This window comes from Sandarakinorhabdus sp. (genome assembly GCF_032115815.1).
In the GTDB taxonomy this organism is placed as follows: domain Bacteria; phylum Pseudomonadota; class Alphaproteobacteria; order Sphingomonadales; family Sphingomonadaceae; genus Sandarakinorhabdus.
This window is the reverse complement of sequence record NZ_JAUMBI010000055.1, coordinates 7,672-21,818: the sequence shown is the minus strand read 5'-3', so window position 1 is coordinate 21,818 and position 14,147 is coordinate 7,672. Positions and strand designations below refer to the sequence as shown.

The 14,147-nt window shown below is 64.3% G+C and carries 14 protein-coding genes; 12 read left to right on the top strand and 2 right to left on the bottom strand.

Annotated features, from left to right (window positions below):
• Positions 1-128: 128 nt before the first annotated feature.
• The 8 genes from ndhC to gyrA all read left to right on the top strand — a co-directional run bounded on the left by ndhC (position 129) and on the right by gyrA (position 8,094).
• Positions 129-506, top strand: coding sequence for an NADH-quinone oxidoreductase subunit A (gene ndhC, locus RT662_RS03340; RefSeq protein ID WP_022679129.1), 378 nt, complete (start codon positions 129-131; stop codon positions 504-506).
• On the top strand, positions 497-1,069 hold the full coding sequence (locus tag RT662_RS03335; protein ID WP_409530133.1) for a NuoB/complex I 20 kDa subunit family protein: 573 nt from the start codon (positions 497-499) through the stop codon (positions 1,067-1,069). The genes ndhC and RT662_RS03335 overlap by 10 nt, the downstream gene beginning before the upstream one ends.
• Before the next feature lie 41 nt (positions 1,070-1,110).
• The gene (locus tag RT662_RS03330) at positions 1,111-1,710 is read left to right on the top strand and encodes an NADH-quinone oxidoreductase subunit C (protein ID WP_313669139.1); all 600 of its coding nucleotides are present in this window, start codon (positions 1,111-1,113) and stop codon (positions 1,708-1,710) included.
• On the top strand, positions 1,707-2,951 hold the full coding sequence (locus RT662_RS03325; RefSeq protein ID WP_409530132.1) for an NADH-quinone oxidoreductase subunit D: 1,245 nt from the start codon (positions 1,707-1,709) through the stop codon (positions 2,949-2,951). The genes RT662_RS03330 and RT662_RS03325 overlap by 4 nt, the downstream gene beginning before the upstream one ends.
• Positions 2,948-3,280 (top strand): nuclear transport factor 2 family protein, encoded by a 333-nt coding sequence (locus tag RT662_RS03320; protein WP_313669137.1) that lies wholly within the window; start codon positions 2,948-2,950, stop codon positions 3,278-3,280. Before RT662_RS03325 ends, RT662_RS03320 begins: the two co-directional genes overlap by 4 nt.
• Entirely contained in the window at positions 3,277-3,870 is a 594-nt protein-coding gene (gene nuoE / locus RT662_RS03315; RefSeq protein WP_313669135.1) for an NADH-quinone oxidoreductase subunit NuoE, read from the top strand. Before RT662_RS03320 ends, nuoE begins: the two co-directional genes overlap by 4 nt.
• Positions 3,870-5,174 (top strand): NADH-quinone oxidoreductase subunit NuoF, encoded by a 1,305-nt coding sequence (gene nuoF / locus RT662_RS03310; RefSeq protein ID WP_313669134.1) that lies wholly within the window; start codon positions 3,870-3,872, stop codon positions 5,172-5,174. Before nuoE ends, nuoF begins: the two co-directional genes overlap by 1 nt.
• A 217-nt stretch (positions 5,175-5,391) precedes the next feature.
• Positions 5,392-8,094, top strand: a complete 2,703-nt coding sequence (gyrA, locus tag RT662_RS03305; RefSeq protein ID WP_313669132.1) for a DNA gyrase subunit A — start codon at positions 5,392-5,394, stop codon at positions 8,092-8,094.
• On the opposite strand, the gene RT662_RS03300 is transcribed toward gyrA, so the two are convergent.
• Positions 8,091-8,780 (bottom strand): lysoplasmalogenase family protein, encoded by a 690-nt coding sequence (locus tag RT662_RS03300; protein WP_313669130.1) that lies wholly within the window; start codon positions 8,778-8,780, stop codon positions 8,091-8,093. The genes gyrA and RT662_RS03300 overlap by 4 nt on opposite strands.
• Before the next feature lie 180 nt (positions 8,781-8,960).
• Between RT662_RS03300 and RT662_RS03295 the strand changes: the two genes are divergently transcribed.
• The 4 genes from RT662_RS03295 to RT662_RS03280 all read left to right on the top strand — a co-directional run bounded on the left by RT662_RS03295 (position 8,961) and on the right by RT662_RS03280 (position 13,461).
• Positions 8,961-10,196 carry a hypothetical protein gene (locus RT662_RS03295; protein ID WP_313669129.1) on the top strand — a complete coding sequence of 412 codons (1,236 nt, stop codon included), beginning with the start codon at positions 8,961-8,963 and terminating at the stop codon, positions 10,194-10,196.
• 117 nt (positions 10,197-10,313) lie between these two features.
• Positions 10,314-11,807, top strand: coding sequence for an IMP dehydrogenase (guaB, locus tag RT662_RS03290; RefSeq protein WP_313669128.1), 1,494 nt, complete (start codon positions 10,314-10,316; stop codon positions 11,805-11,807).
• A complete protein-coding gene (locus RT662_RS03285) occupies positions 11,804-12,949 on the top strand; it encodes an RsmB/NOP family class I SAM-dependent RNA methyltransferase (protein ID WP_313669127.1) in 1,146 nt (381 codons plus the stop codon). The genes guaB and RT662_RS03285 overlap by 4 nt, the downstream gene beginning before the upstream one ends.
• Positions 12,950-12,975: 26 nt before the next feature.
• Entirely contained in the window at positions 12,976-13,461 is a 486-nt protein-coding gene (locus RT662_RS03280; RefSeq protein ID WP_313669125.1) for a tetratricopeptide repeat protein, read from the top strand.
• Between the two features lie 22 nt (positions 13,462-13,483).
• On the opposite strand, the gene RT662_RS03275 is transcribed toward RT662_RS03280, so the two are convergent.
• A partial coding sequence (locus tag RT662_RS03275; protein ID WP_313669123.1) for an rRNA adenine dimethyltransferase family protein occupies positions 13,484-14,147 on the bottom strand: 664 nt, incomplete at its 5' end.

Genomic DNA, 14,147 nt, shown 5'->3' with positions numbered 1-14,147 from the left:
CGGGGACGGGGCCGTTCAACGCCGCAGCCTTGACAAAATGTCGCATTTTTCGCGTGTCAGAGGTTGCCGCAGCGCAGCAGGACGGCTAATCACGCTGCGTCGCAACAGCTGTTGGAAACCCCCAGGCCATGTCGGCCATAGCCTCTGAATATCTGCCGGTGCTGCTGTTCTTCGCAGTGGGCATCGCTTTTGCGCTGATCTTCGTCAGTGCGCCCATTGCCGTGTCCGGCCTGATCGGTACGTCCAAGCCGGAAGCGGTGAAATTGTCGGAATATGAAAGCGGTTTCCCCGCCTTTTCCGACGCGCGCACCAAGTTCGATGTGCAATTCTACCTCGTCGCCATCCTGTTCATCGTGTTTGATCTGGAAGCGGCCTTCCTGTTTCCGTGGGCCGTCAGCCTGCATTGGGGCGGCGAAAGTGCCTGGTGGGCGATGATGGAATTCCTTGGCGAACTCGGCATCGGCCTGGTTTATGCCTGGAAAGTGGGAGCGTTGGAGTGGGAGTGAACCAGCCCGGCGATGACCTGATGGTCACCAATGGCGGCATATTGCTGCCGGCCAACAACCGCGATCAATTCCTGGGCGATGTGTCCCAAGAAGTGGTGGACAAGGGCTTCCTTGTCACCTCCACCGAAGATCTGTTCCACTGGGCCCGCACCGGCAGCCTGTGGTGGATGACCTTTGGCCTCGCCTGCTGTGCGGTCGAGATGATGCACAGCTCCATGCCGCGCTATGATCTGGAACGGTTCGGGATCGCACCGCGCGCCTCACCCCGCCAGTCGGACGTGATGATCGTGGCCGGCACGCTGTGCAACAAGATGGCCCCGGCGCTGCGCCGTGTGTACGACCAGATGGCCGAGCCGCGCTATGTGATCTCGATGGGCAGCTGCGCCAATGGCGGTGGTTATTATCACTACAGCTATTCGGTGGTGCGTGGCTGCGATCGCATCGTGCCGGTGGATATCTATGTGCCCGGTTGCCCGCCCACGGCCGAGGCTTTGCTCTATGGCATTCTTGCCCTGCAGCGGAAGATCCGCCGCGTGGGCGTGTTTGAACGCGCTGATTTATGACGATTGTTGCGCCTGAATTAGGCAAGCACAGCTGGCCGGTGATGGCCACCCATGATGCGCTGACGGCGCGGCTGGGTGAAGTGCTGGGCGGTGCCCTGATCGACATGATCGAGCATGCCGGCGAAACCACCGCCGTGGTGCAGCGCGAGGCGTTGGTCACTGTGATTGCCGCGCTGCGCGATGCGACTGACCTCAAGTTCAACCAGCTTACCGATCTGTGCGGCGCCGATTATCCGGACCGGGCCGAACGCTTCGAGATCGTGATCCACCTTTTGTCGATGACGCACAATCTGCGGCTGCGGGTTAAGGTTTCGACTGATGGCCGCGCGCCAGTGCCGTCGCTGACTGATCTTTATCCCAACGCCGGCTGGTATGAGCGCGAGACCTGGGATTGTTACGGCGTGATGTTCACCGGCAATCCGGACATGCGCCGGATTTTGACTGACTATGGTTTCGAAGGTCATCCGTTCCGCAAGGATTTCCCGCTCACCGGCCATGTCGAACTGCGCTGGTCGGAAGAGCATAAGCGGGTGGTGTATGAGCCGGTGAAGCTGGCGCAGGATTTCCGCAGTTTCGATTTCCTCAGCCCCTGGGAAGGCACGGATTATTTGCTGCCGGGCGATGAGAAGGCAGGCAAATGAGCAGTCTCGGCAACGCTGGCGCCGCGTGGACGGCTGACGACACCACCGACGTGCTGCCCGCCAAGGACGGCAACGAAATCCAGAACTACATGATCAATTTCGGGCCGCAGCATCCCGCGGCCCACGGCGTGTTGCGGCTGGTGATGGAGCTGGACGGCGAAATCATCGAACGCTGCGATCCGCACATCGGCCTGCTGCATCGCGGCACCGAGAAGCTGATCGAGTACAAGACCTATCTGCAGGCGCTGCCCTATATGGATCGCCTCGATTACGTCTCCCCGATGTGCATGGAGCACAGCTATGTGCTGGCCATCGAGAAACTGGCGGGCATCGAGGTGCCGCTGCGGGCGAAATATATCCGCACGATGTTTGCGGAAATCACCCGCATTCTCAATCACATCCTCAACACCACTGCGCACGCGATGGACGTGGGCGCGATGACGCCGATCCTGTGGCTGTTCGAGGAACGCGAAAAGCTGATGGAGTTTTACGAGCGCGTTTCCGGTGCGCGTTTCCACGCCGCCTGGTTCCGCCCCGGCGGCGTGCACCAGGATCTGCCGGCGGGCCTGCTCGACGATGTTCTGGCCTGGTGTGACCATTTCCCCAAGGTGCTCGACGAGATGCAGGGCCTGGTGGCCGACAATCGCATCTTCAAGCAGCGCAATGTCGATATCGGGATCATTTCCAAGGAAGATGCGATTGCTTGGGGCTTCACCGGCCCGTGCATCCGCGCCAGCGGCGTGGCCTGGGATATCCGCAAGAGCCAGCCGTACGACGCCTATCATCTGATGGATTTCGACGTGCCGGTGTCGAACGATGGCGATTGCTATGCCCGCTTCATGGTCCGCATGCAGGAAATGCGCGAGAGCCTGAAGATCATCAAGCAGTGCGCGAAGGAGATGCCGGCGGGCAGCCACATCACCGACAATCGCAAGGTGGCGCCGCCGTCGCGCGGGGAGATGAAGCGCTCGATGGAAGCGCTGATCCACCATTTCAAGCTTTACACCGAAGGCCTGCACGTGCCGGCCGGCGATGCCTATGTGGCAACCGAAAGCCCCAAGGGCGAATTCGGCATCTACATGGTCGCAGATGGCACCAACAAGCCGTGGCGCTGCCACATCCGCGCCACCGGCATGGCGCACCTGCAGGCGATGGATTTCCTGTGCAAGGGCCACATGCTGGCCGACGCGCCGGCGGTGCTGGGTTCGTTGGACATCGTGTTCGGCGAGGTTGACCGGTGAGCAAGCTGGAAATCGCCGAAGCGATGATCGCGCATTATAACGCGCAGGATGCTGATGCCTATGTGGCGCTGATGAGCGATGATGCGGTGGAAGCCGGCTATCGCGGGGCGGTGCTGCGGGATGGGAAAGAGGGCGTGCGGTCCGGCCTGAAGGCGATGTTCGCCCAGTTCCCCGAAAACCGCGCCGAGATCATCACAGGTTACGAGCTTGGCCCGTTCGCTGTGTTGCACGAAAAAGTGTGGCGCACGAATGCGGGCGAACCGTTCGAGGTGATGAGCGTCTACAGTTTCGACGGCGACAAGTGCAGCCGCGTGGAGTTCATCCGGTGAGCGATTTTTCCGATTTCAACTGGACCGCCGAGAACGCCGCCGAAGCGCAGCGCCTGATCGGCCTCTATCCGCCCGGCCGCCAGGCCAGTGCGGTGATGCCGCTGTTGTGGCTGGCGCAATATCAGGTGCGCGATGAAACGGGCGTGGCCTGGCTGCCGGTGCCGGTGATCGAGTTCGTCGCGAACCAGATCGGCATGCCCTATATCCGCGCCTACGAAGTCGTCAGCTTCTACACCATGTATAATCTGAAGCCCGTCGGCCGCTTCCACGTGCAGGTGTGCGGCACCACGCCCTGCATGCTGCGCGGTTCGGACGACATCATGAAGGCCTGCAAGGACAAGGGCATGAAGAAGGGCGCCACCACGGCGGATGGCCTGTTCACGCTTACCGAGGTCGAGTGCCTGGGCGCCTGCGCCAATGCGCCGATGGTACAGATCAACGATCACAACTACGAAGACCTGACCTACGAGCGCATGACCGAAATATTGGACATGCTGGCGCGCGGGGAGGAGCCCAAGGTGGGCAGCCAGATTGGCCGCACCGCCTCGTGCCCCGAAGGTGGTCCAACGACTTTGCAGGAGATGGTGTGATGCTGGCCGACAAGGATCGCATCTTCACCAACCTCTATGGCTTCCAGCCGTGGAATCTTGAGGCGGCGCGCACGCGCGGCGATTGGGCCGATACCAAGGACCTGATGAGCGTTGGCCCGGACGCCCTGATCGACGCGGTGAAGGCCAGCGGCCTGCGCGGGCGCGGCGGCGCGGGTTTCCCGACCGGCATGAAGTGGAGCTTCATGCCCAAGACGCCGAACCCGGATCGGCCGAGCTATCTGGTCATCAACGCCGACGAATCCGAACCGGGTTCGTGCAAGGATCGCGAGATCATCCGCCATGATCCGCACAAGCTGATCGAAGGCGCGCTGATCGCCGGTTTTGCCATGCGCGCGCGGGCGGCCTTCATCTATATCCGCGGCGAATATATTGCCGAGGCAAAGGTGCTGATGGCCGCCGTGCAGGAAGCCTATGCCGCCGGCCTGATCGGCAGGAACGCCTGCGGCACCGGATATGATTTTGATGTCGTCGTCCATCGCGGCGGCGGGGCTTACATTTGCGGCGAAGAAACCGCGATGATCGAAAGCCTGGAAGGCAAGAAGGGCCAGCCGCGCTTGAAGCCGCCGTTCCCGGCCGGCGCCGGCCTCTATGGCAACCCGACAACGGTGAACAATGTCGAATCCATCGCCGTGGTGCCGACCATCCTGCGCCGTGGCCCGGAATGGTTTGCCGCCATCGGCCGGCCGAAGAATGAAGGCACCAAGCTGTTCCAGATTTCGGGCCACGTGAACAAGCCGTGCGTGGTGGAAGAAGCCATGGGCCTGCCGTTCCGCGAACTGATCGACACGCATTGCGGCGGCATCCGCGGCGGTTGGGACAATCTGCTGGCGGTGATCCCTGGCGGTTCATCGGTGCCGCTGGTGCCGGCGCACCAGATCATGGAAGCGCCGATGGATTTCGATGGCCTGCGCGATCTGAAATCCGGCCTCGGCACCGCTGCCGTGATCGTGATGGACAAGTCCACCGACATCGTGCGGGCGATTGCCCGGCTGAGTTATTTCTACAAGCACGAAAGCTGCGGCCAGTGCACGCCGTGCCGCGAAGGCACCGGCTGGATGTGGCGGGTGATGGAACGGCTGGTGACCGGCGATGCCGAACCGCACGAGATCGACATGCTGCTGGAAGTGACCACGCAGGTTGAAGGCCACACCATCTGCGCGCTGGGCGATGCCGCTGCCTGGCCGATCCAGGGCCTGATCCGCCATTTCCGCCCGGAGATCGAGGCGCGGATCGCAAAGCGCAAGGGCTTCATCCAGGTGCCGCACGCGGTGGCGGCGGAGTAACTTCCCAGGTTTCGTCATGCTGGCGCAGGCCAGCATCCACTGTGCCGATAGCGCCCTTGTGGCTGCCTCATGGGTCCCTGTCCCACGATGGATGCTGGCCTGCGCCAGCATGACAAGGGAGGAGGGGAGAATTGCCCTTTCCACTGGCCTTTTCGCACCGTTTCCCCTAATCCGGATGGGCATCTGAACCCCACCCGGAAGCCCCAAGAAAAGCCCAATGGTATCAACCACTACAACCCCCGCCGGTGAACCCGACATCCAGCCGATTTCCATCGTTACGGAAATGCGGACGAGTTTCCTTGATTATGCCATGTCGGTCATCGTTTCGCGGGCGCTGCCTGATGTGCGCGATGGCCTGAAACCGGTGCACCGGCGCATCCTGTGGGGCAGTTACGAAAACGGCTTCACCCACGGCAAACCCTATCGCAAATCGGCCCGCATCGTCGGCGACGTGATGGGCAAATATCACCCGCACGGCGACAGCGCGATCTATGATGCGTTGGCGCGCATGGTGCAGGATTGGTCGATGCGGCTGCCGCTGATCGACGGCCAGGGCAATTTCGGTTCGATGGACCCGGATGCCCCGGCGGCCATGCGCTATACCGAAGCGCGGCTGGCGAAATCGGCTGAAGCACTGCTCGCCGATATCGAGAAGGACACGGTTGATTACGTCGCCAACTATGACGGTTCCGAGCAGGAACCGACCGTGTTGCCGGCGCGCTTCCCCAACCTGCTGGTCAACGGCGCCGGCGGCATCGCCGTGGGCATGGCGACCAATATCCCGCCGCACAATCTGAATGAAGTGATCGATGCGGTGCGGGCCTGGCTGGCCGATCCGCTGATCAGCGTTGAAGGCCTGATGCACCATCTGCCGGCCCCGGATTTCCCGACCGGCGGCATCATCCTGGGGTCGAGCCAGCTCCGCCAAGCTTATGAAACCGGGCGTGGCAGCATCCGCATCCGGTCGCGCCACGTGGTGGAAGAAGGCCGCGGCGAGAAGCGCGCCATCGTGCTGACCGAAATCCCCTATCCGCAGGGCAAGAACGCGCTGGTCGAAAAGCTCGCCGACGCGGTGAAGGACAAGCGCATCGAAGGCGTGTCCGATCTGCGCGATGAGTCCAACCGCGAAGGCGTGCGCATCGTGCTCGACCTGAAGCGCGACGCGACGCCCGACGTGGTCCTGAACCAGCTGTGGCGCAACACGCCGGCGCAGCAGAGTTTTGCCTTCAACATGCTGGCCATTCGTGGCGGCCGCCCGGAACTGATGGGCCTGAAGGATATCATCCACGCCTTTGTGGAGTTCCGTGAGCAGGTCATCACCCGGCGGTCCAAGCACGAGCTGATGAAGGCACGCGAACGGGCCCACCTGTTGATCGGCCTGGTGATCGCGGTCGCCAACCTTGATGAGGTGGTGCGCACCATCCGTGCCAGCGCCAGCCCGGCCGAAGCACGCGAAACGCTGATGGCGCGCGATTGGGATGCAGCGGAAATCCGCCCCTATCTGGCGCTGGTGGAAGCCGGAACGGTGGACGTGGACGCGCCGACCATCCGGCTTTCCGAATTGCAGGTTCGCGCCATTCTTGATCTGCGCCTCAACAAGCTCACCGCGCTGGGCCGCGATGAAATCGGTTCGGAATTGCAGGAACTGGCGGAATCGATCGCCGATCTGCTTGATATCCTGACCAGCCGCGTGCGTCTGCGGTCCGTGCTGAACGCCGAACTGGATGATGTTGCCAACGAGTTTCAATCCAGGCGCCGTACCGAACTGGTGTTCAACGCCGAGGATATCGACGACGAGGACCTGATCGAAGTCGAGGACATGGTGGTGACCGTGACCCGCGATGGCTGGATCAAGCGGGTGGCGCTGGCCGAATATCGCGCGCAGGGCCGCGGCGGCAAGGGCCGCAACGCCATGGGCACCAAGGACGAGGATGCGGTGACGACGCTGTTTGTCACCTCCACCCACAATCCGGTGCTGTTCTTCTCGTCGGCCGGCAAGGTCTATCGCCTGAAGGTGTGGCGCCTGCCGGTGGGCAGCCCGCAGGCCAAGGGCAAGCCGATCAACAATCTGCTGCCGCTGGCCGATGGCGAAACGATCATCACCACGCTGGCATTGCCGGAGAACGAGGCCGAATGGGGCCGCCTGCACGTGATGTTTGCCACGGCGCATGGTGGCGTGCGCCGCAACGCCATGGACAGTTTCACCAGCGTGCCGACTGCCGGCAAGCTCGCCATCCGCTTTGAAGAAGGCGATGATGACCGGCTGATCGGCGTGGCGCTGTGCGACCAGGCCGATGATGTGTTCCTGGCCGCCAAGAGCGGCAAGGCCATCCGCTTCCCGGTTGATGATGTGCGCGAGTTCGTTTCCCGCACCTCCACCGGCGTACGCGGCATGGCGCTGGGCGCCGGCGACGAGGTTGTATCGATGGCGATCCTGAAGGGCTTTGCCGCCAGCACGGAAGAACGCGAGGATTATCTGAAGGCCGCAGCCTGGAAGAACGAGCCGGGCGAGCGGGTGCTTTCGGAAACCCGCATGGGGCAGTTTGCGGCGGCCGAGGAGTTCATCCTGACGGTCACCGCCAATGGCTTTGGCAAGCGCAGTTCGGCGTTCGAATATCGTCAGTCTGGCCGCGGCGGTCAGGGCATCCGCAACATCGCCGAAAGCGATCGCAATGGTGATGTGCTGGCCAGCTTCACCGCGCGCGATGGTGATGATGTGATGCTGGTGACCGATCAGGCCAAGCTGATCCGGCTGCGCGCCGGCGATATCCGCATCATGGGCCGGGCGGCGCAAGGCGTCACCCTGTTCAAGGTGGCCGATGATGAGCTGGTGGTTTCGGCCGCGCTGATCCCGGCTGATGAGGAAGCAGAAGTGGGTGACGTGCCGGACGTGCCGGAAGCGCCCGGCGAAGAAGCCTAATCGCTGCGAGCGGCGCGGGCCAGCAACCCGCGCCCAACGCCCAGCGCAATCAGCCACTGGCCGCCGAAGTAGAACGCCCACACCAGCGCGCCATCCGCCGTTGGCCCGATCAGCCGGCCACCGCCCAGGCGCAGCACCAGGATCGTGTCTGACAGCACGAAGGCGATCGCGCCCAATGCTGCCAGGCGGGGAAAGCGGCTGAGCCACAGGCTGGCCGCCATGCTGGTCAGCAGCACGGCATAGAGCAGGGTCTGGCCAAAGGGCATGCCGGCCGGGGTGAGCAGGGGCGGCATTGCCAGCCCGAACAGCAGCAGCAGCGCCGCCATCAGCCAATCCTGGGCGCCAACAGCGCGGCGGTGGCGGGCATAGAAGATGATGGCCACCAGATGCCCGGCGGCAAAGCTGGCGGCGCCGGCAATGAACAGGCCGGGCAGTTCCAGCAGCACATCACCCAGCGCGCCCAATGCCATGATCGCCGCCAGCCAGCGCGCGCCATCGGTGCGCAATTGCAGGGCCGATAGCGCCAGCAGCGTGACGCCGCTGCCCTTCAGCACGACATTCGCGGCCCCATCGAGCATGGGCGACAGCAAAAGATAGGCCAGTCCGGCGGCCAGCGCAGCCGTTAGCCCGACGCGGAACCGCACCGGCAGGCCGGCCAGCGGCAAGGAGGCGGCAAGGGCCGTCATTTCAAATTGATTCTTGCGCGTTGTGGCGGGTAGGGCAAGGGGCGGCCGCACACGCACCCCCAAACTCACTTAATGTTCATGTTGCAGATGCAAAAGAGCAGCATCACCTGTGCCTGTGGCCGGTTGACGCCGCCGCCATCGCGGCTTAGCTCAACCCCATATTGCTTGAGGGAGGCATGAATGAAGACGATCGCAACCGCCTTGGCGCTGGTGCTGATGACCGGAAGCCTGGGGATGGCCAGCCCGGTGCTGGCCCAGAAGAAGGACAAGGCTGCCGACAAGCCGGCACCGCCCAAGCTGTCCAAGCCGATCCTGGCCGTGGTCGTGGCCGTGCAGAAACTGCAGACCGCCGGTGACCATGCCGGCGCGCTGGCCGCTTTGGCCACTGCCGCCACAGTGCCGCGTGCCGAGAAGGACGACGCGCTGATCATGGCCAAGCTCAAGCTGTTTTCGGCGCAGAATCTGAAGGACAATGCCAAGCTGGAAGAAGCGCTGCTCGAAGCCGCCGAGGCACCGTCGATCACGCCCGAAGAAAAGCTGAACTTTTCCAAGTTCATCGCCGGCCTGGCGTCGAACCGCAAGGATTACCAGCTGGCCTGGAAATGGTATGAATTCTACCTGGCCCAGAAGCCCGACGATGTGGACATGCTGGTACAGGCCGCCAGCGTGAATGCCGCACTGAACAGCAAGCCGCGCGTGGCGGAATTGTTGGGCAAGGCAATTTCGCTGCGTGAAGCCGCTGGCCAGAAGGGTGATCGCAGCTGGTATGAATTCCGCGCCCAGACCGTGATCGACGGCAAGATGGAAGCGCAGATCATGCCGGCGCTGCTGGGCTGGGTGAAGGCCTTCCCGGAGCCCAAGAGCTATAATCTGTCGATCGAGCTGGTGAAGCAGCGCGCCGGCAACATGGATAACAACCTGCTGCTCGATTGGGGCCGCCTGATGTGGGCTGCCGGCGCCATGACCACCGGCAACAATTATCTGGAATATGCCGATGCCGCCATCGAACGCGGCATGCCCAACGAAGCCGACATGGTTTTGAAGGAAGCCATCACCAAGAAGCTGATCGATCCGAGCAAGCAGAATGTCGGTGAAATCGTGCGCCTCGCGGCGTCCAAGAACACCGAGACCAAGGCAGCGCTGCCGGGCCTGGAAAAGGAAGCCGGATCCAACCCGCGCATCGGGCTGGTGGTGGCCGACACGCTGGCCAATCTGGGCCAGCATGAAAAGGCCGTTGGCTTCTATCAGAAGCTGGTTGGCAATGCGGCAGTGGATCAGGACACGGTCAATCTGCGGATGGGCGCGGCCATGTTGAAGATGGGTAACAAGGATGGCGCCAAGGCCGCCTTTGCCGCCGTCAAGGGCGGTCCGCGCGCCCAGATCGCGCAATTCTATGGCGTGCTGGCCGACGCCTGAACCGGGCTGAGCGCAACTACATGAGGGGAGCGCGCTGCGGCAACGCAGCGCGCTCTTTTCATGCGCGGCCTTCGCCCCTATGGAAGCCAACCGCCGCAGCCACAGGAGTCGCCCATCATGTCATCCCGGATCAAGGAACCCCGCCTGGGCCTGACCTTCGATGACGTGCTGCTGGTGCCGGCCGCATCCGCCGTGCTGCCCAGCATGGCCGACACCTCGACGCGGGTGACCAAGGGCATCAGCCTCAACATCCCGATCCTTTCGGCGGCGATGGACACGGTGACCGAAGCCAATATGGCGATCACCCTGGCGCAACTGGGCGGTATCGGCGTGCTGCACCGCAACCTCACCGTGGAAGAACAGGCACTGGCCGTGCGCCAGGTGAAGCGCTTTGAAAGCGGCATGGTGGTCAATCCGATCACGCTGACTCCCGATCAGACGCTGGCCGATGCCCGCGCGCTGATGGCCAGCCACGGCATTTCGGGATTCCCGGTGGTGGAAAAGGTTGGTCCCGGCGGCGCGCTGGGTCGTCTCGTTGGCATCGTCACCAACCGCGATCTGCGCTTTGCCGAAAATGACGCGCAGCCGATTGCCGAACTGATGACGAAGGAAAATCTCGTCACCGTGCGCCCGGGTGTGACCGAATCCGAATGCCGCCGCCTGCTGCACAACCGCCGCATCGAGAAACTGATCGTGGTGGACGATGATGGCCATTGCATCGGCCTGATCACCATGAAGGACATCGTGCGCGCGGTGAACCATCCCAGCGCCACCAAGGATGAGGCCGGCCGCCTGCGTGTTGCCGCTGCCACCACCGTGGGTGATACCGGCTTTGAACGCACCGAGGCGCTGCTGGACGCCGAGTGCGACCTGATCATCGTGGATACCGCCCATGGCCACAGCGACCGCGTTGCCGAAGCGGTGGCGCGCATCAAGAAACACAGCAATTCGGCCCAGGTGATTGCCGGCAACGTGGCGACCGCCGCTGCTGCCATGGCGCTGATCGATGCCGGTGCTGATGGCATCAAGGTCGGCATCGGGCCGGGTTCGATCTGCACCACGCGCGTCGTGGCCGGCGTGGGCGTGCCGCAATTGACCGCGGTGATGGACACCGCCGAAGCCGCCTGGAAACTGGGCATTCCGGTGATCGCCGATGGCGGCCTGCGCACTAGTGGTGACGTGGCCAAGGCGCTCGCCGCCGGTGCCAGCGCCGTGATGGTGGGCAGCCTGCTCGCCGGCACCGAGGAAGCGCCCGGCGAGACCTTCCTGTGGCAGGGCCGCACCTACAAGAGCTATCGCGGCATGGGCAGCGTGGGTGCCATGGCGCGTGGTTCCGCGGACCGTTATTTTCAGCAGGACATCAAGGATCAGCTGAAGCTGGTGCCGGAAGGCATTGAAGGCCAGGTGCCCTACAAGGGCCCGGCCGCCAATGTGCTGCATCAACTGGTGGGTGGGGTGAAGGCGGCGATGGGCTATACCGGCTCCGCCACGCTGGAAGCCTTCCGGGAGCGGGCGGAATTCATCCGCATTACCAATGCCGGCCTGAAGGAAAGCCACGTGCACGACGTGACGATCACCCGCGAGGCCCCCAACTATCCGACCGGCGGATGATCCCCGCCGCACGCCTGCAGGCCGCCATCGAGATACTGGACCAGGTAATCACCGCTGCCCGCGATGGCGGGGCGGCGGCCGATACGATCATCCAGCGTTATTTCTCCACCCGCCGCTATGCCGGATCCAAGGATCGGCGCGCCGTGCGCGATCTGGTGTTCGCCGTGATCCGTTCGCTGGGTGAACGCCCGGTTTCGGGCCGCGCGGCGGTGATCGGCCATGCCCGTGCCCATGATCCCGAATTGCTGGCGTTGTTTGGTGCATCCGGCCATGCGCCGCCGGCACTGGTGCATGGCGAGCCCGCCGCCACCCCGGGCCTCGCCCCGGCCTGGCTGGAGCGCATGTTGATCGAGCGGTTCGGCGATGATGCGGAGCGGCAGGTGACGGCGTTGATGGGCCGCGCGCCGCTGGATGTGCGCGTGAATGCGATGCGGGCGGTGCGGGCGGCCGTGCTGGCGGATCATGCCGATTGGGAGATGTTGCCAAATACCGCCCACGGCGTGCGGCTGCCATCGGGCACCAACGTGGAAGCGCTGCCGGAGTATGAGGCCGGCCAGATCGAAGTGCAGGACGCCGGAAGCCAGATTGCAGCCGCCGCGCTGGTCGCGCGTGCAGGCGAGACGGTGGTGGATCTGTGCGCCGGCGCGGGCGGCAAGACGCTGGCGTTGGCGGCGGATATGGCCGGAGAGGGCCGGCTGATCGCCTGTGATACCGATCGCGCCCGGCTGTCGCAGCTGACGCCGCGCGCTGCGCGGGCGGGCGCTGCGGTGGAAACGCGGTTGCTCAACCCCGGCGCTGAAGCGCAGGCGCTGGCCGATCTGATGGGCAGTTGCGATGCCGTGCTGATCGATGCGCCCTGTTCGGGCAGCGGCACCTGGCGGCGCAATCCGGAAAGCCGCTGGCGGCTCAATCCGGCGCGATTGGAGCGCCTGGTGGCGACGCAGGCCATGCTGATCGAACTGGCGACCTTGCTGCTCAAGCCTGGCGGCCGGATTGTCTACATTGTCTGTTCGCTGCTGCCGGCCGAAGGTGAAGCGCAGTTGGCCGCCACGCCGAACCTTGGGCCGTGGCAGAGCCGCGTGCTGACCCCTGCTGATGATGGGTGCGACGGCTTTTTCATCGCGCAGTCATCCCGGCTTTGATAGAAGTAGCGGCAGGGAGACATTTGATGCGTTTCACGTTCCTGCTGCCGCTGGCCCTGCTGGCCACAACCGCCGCCGCTGCACCCGGCCGCGACGACCAGTTGAAGCCGGTTTCGCTGCAGATGGCTGCCGCCGGCCAGGCCGCGCTGGCCGCCGGCCAGCCACAGGACGCCATCGACAATTTCGAAGCCGCGCTGGCCAGTGATCCGCGCAATGTCGCGGCATTTGCCGGCATCGCCGCCGCTTATGAAAAGCTTGGCCTGCCCGGCAAGGCGGTGAAATATTATCGCGAAGCGCTGGCGCTGAACCCGTCCGACATTGCGGCGCTGGAAGGCCAGGGCCGGGCGCTGGTGGCGCGCGGCGCGACGGCGCGGGCGCAGATCAACCTCGCCCGCATCAAGGCGCTGTGCAAGGCCGATTGCGGTGCCGCGACGCGGCTGGAAGGCGTCATCGCCAAGGCGAGTGCCCAGGCCAGCGCGGCGCCGGTGAAGGCGAAGACGACCCAGGAATGAGCGGACGGCCTGCGGTGCAGGCCTATCCCAGCCGTGCCGCCGCTTTCGCAAAGGCTTCCACCGGCACGGTTTCGGCACGGGCTTCGGCCTTGATGCCTTCTGCTTCCATCGCTTCCAGCGCGCCGGGCAGGCCTTTCAGGCTGGCGCGCAGCATCTTGCGGCGCTGGCCGAAGGCAGCAGCGGTGAGTGCGGCGAGGCGGGCCGGGGTGGCGGTGCTGAGCGGCGTTGTGGGCACGAGGTGGACCACGGCGCTTTCCACCTTGGGCGCCGGCACGAAGGCGCGGGCCGGCAGGGTGAGGGCGATCTTGGGTGTTGAGCGCCACTGCGCCAGCACGGCGAGCCGGCCATAGGCATCATCACCTGGGCTCGCGATGATGCGCTGGGCGACTTCCTTCTGGAACATCAGGGTGAGGCTGGCCCACCATGGCGGCCATTGCGGGCTTTCCAGCCAGCCGGTGAACAGCGCGGTGCCGATATTGTAGGGCAGGTTGGCGACGATGTGAGCGCCATCGCCGGCCAATGCGCGCGGATCCACCGCCATGGCGTCGCCGCCCACCACGGTGAGCCGGCCATCGGCAGCGGCGGCGAGTTCGGCCAGCGCGGGCAGGGCGCGATCATCGCGTTCGACAGCATAAACCTGCGCGCCGGTGCGCAGCAGCGCGCGGGTCAGGCCGCCGGGGCCGGGG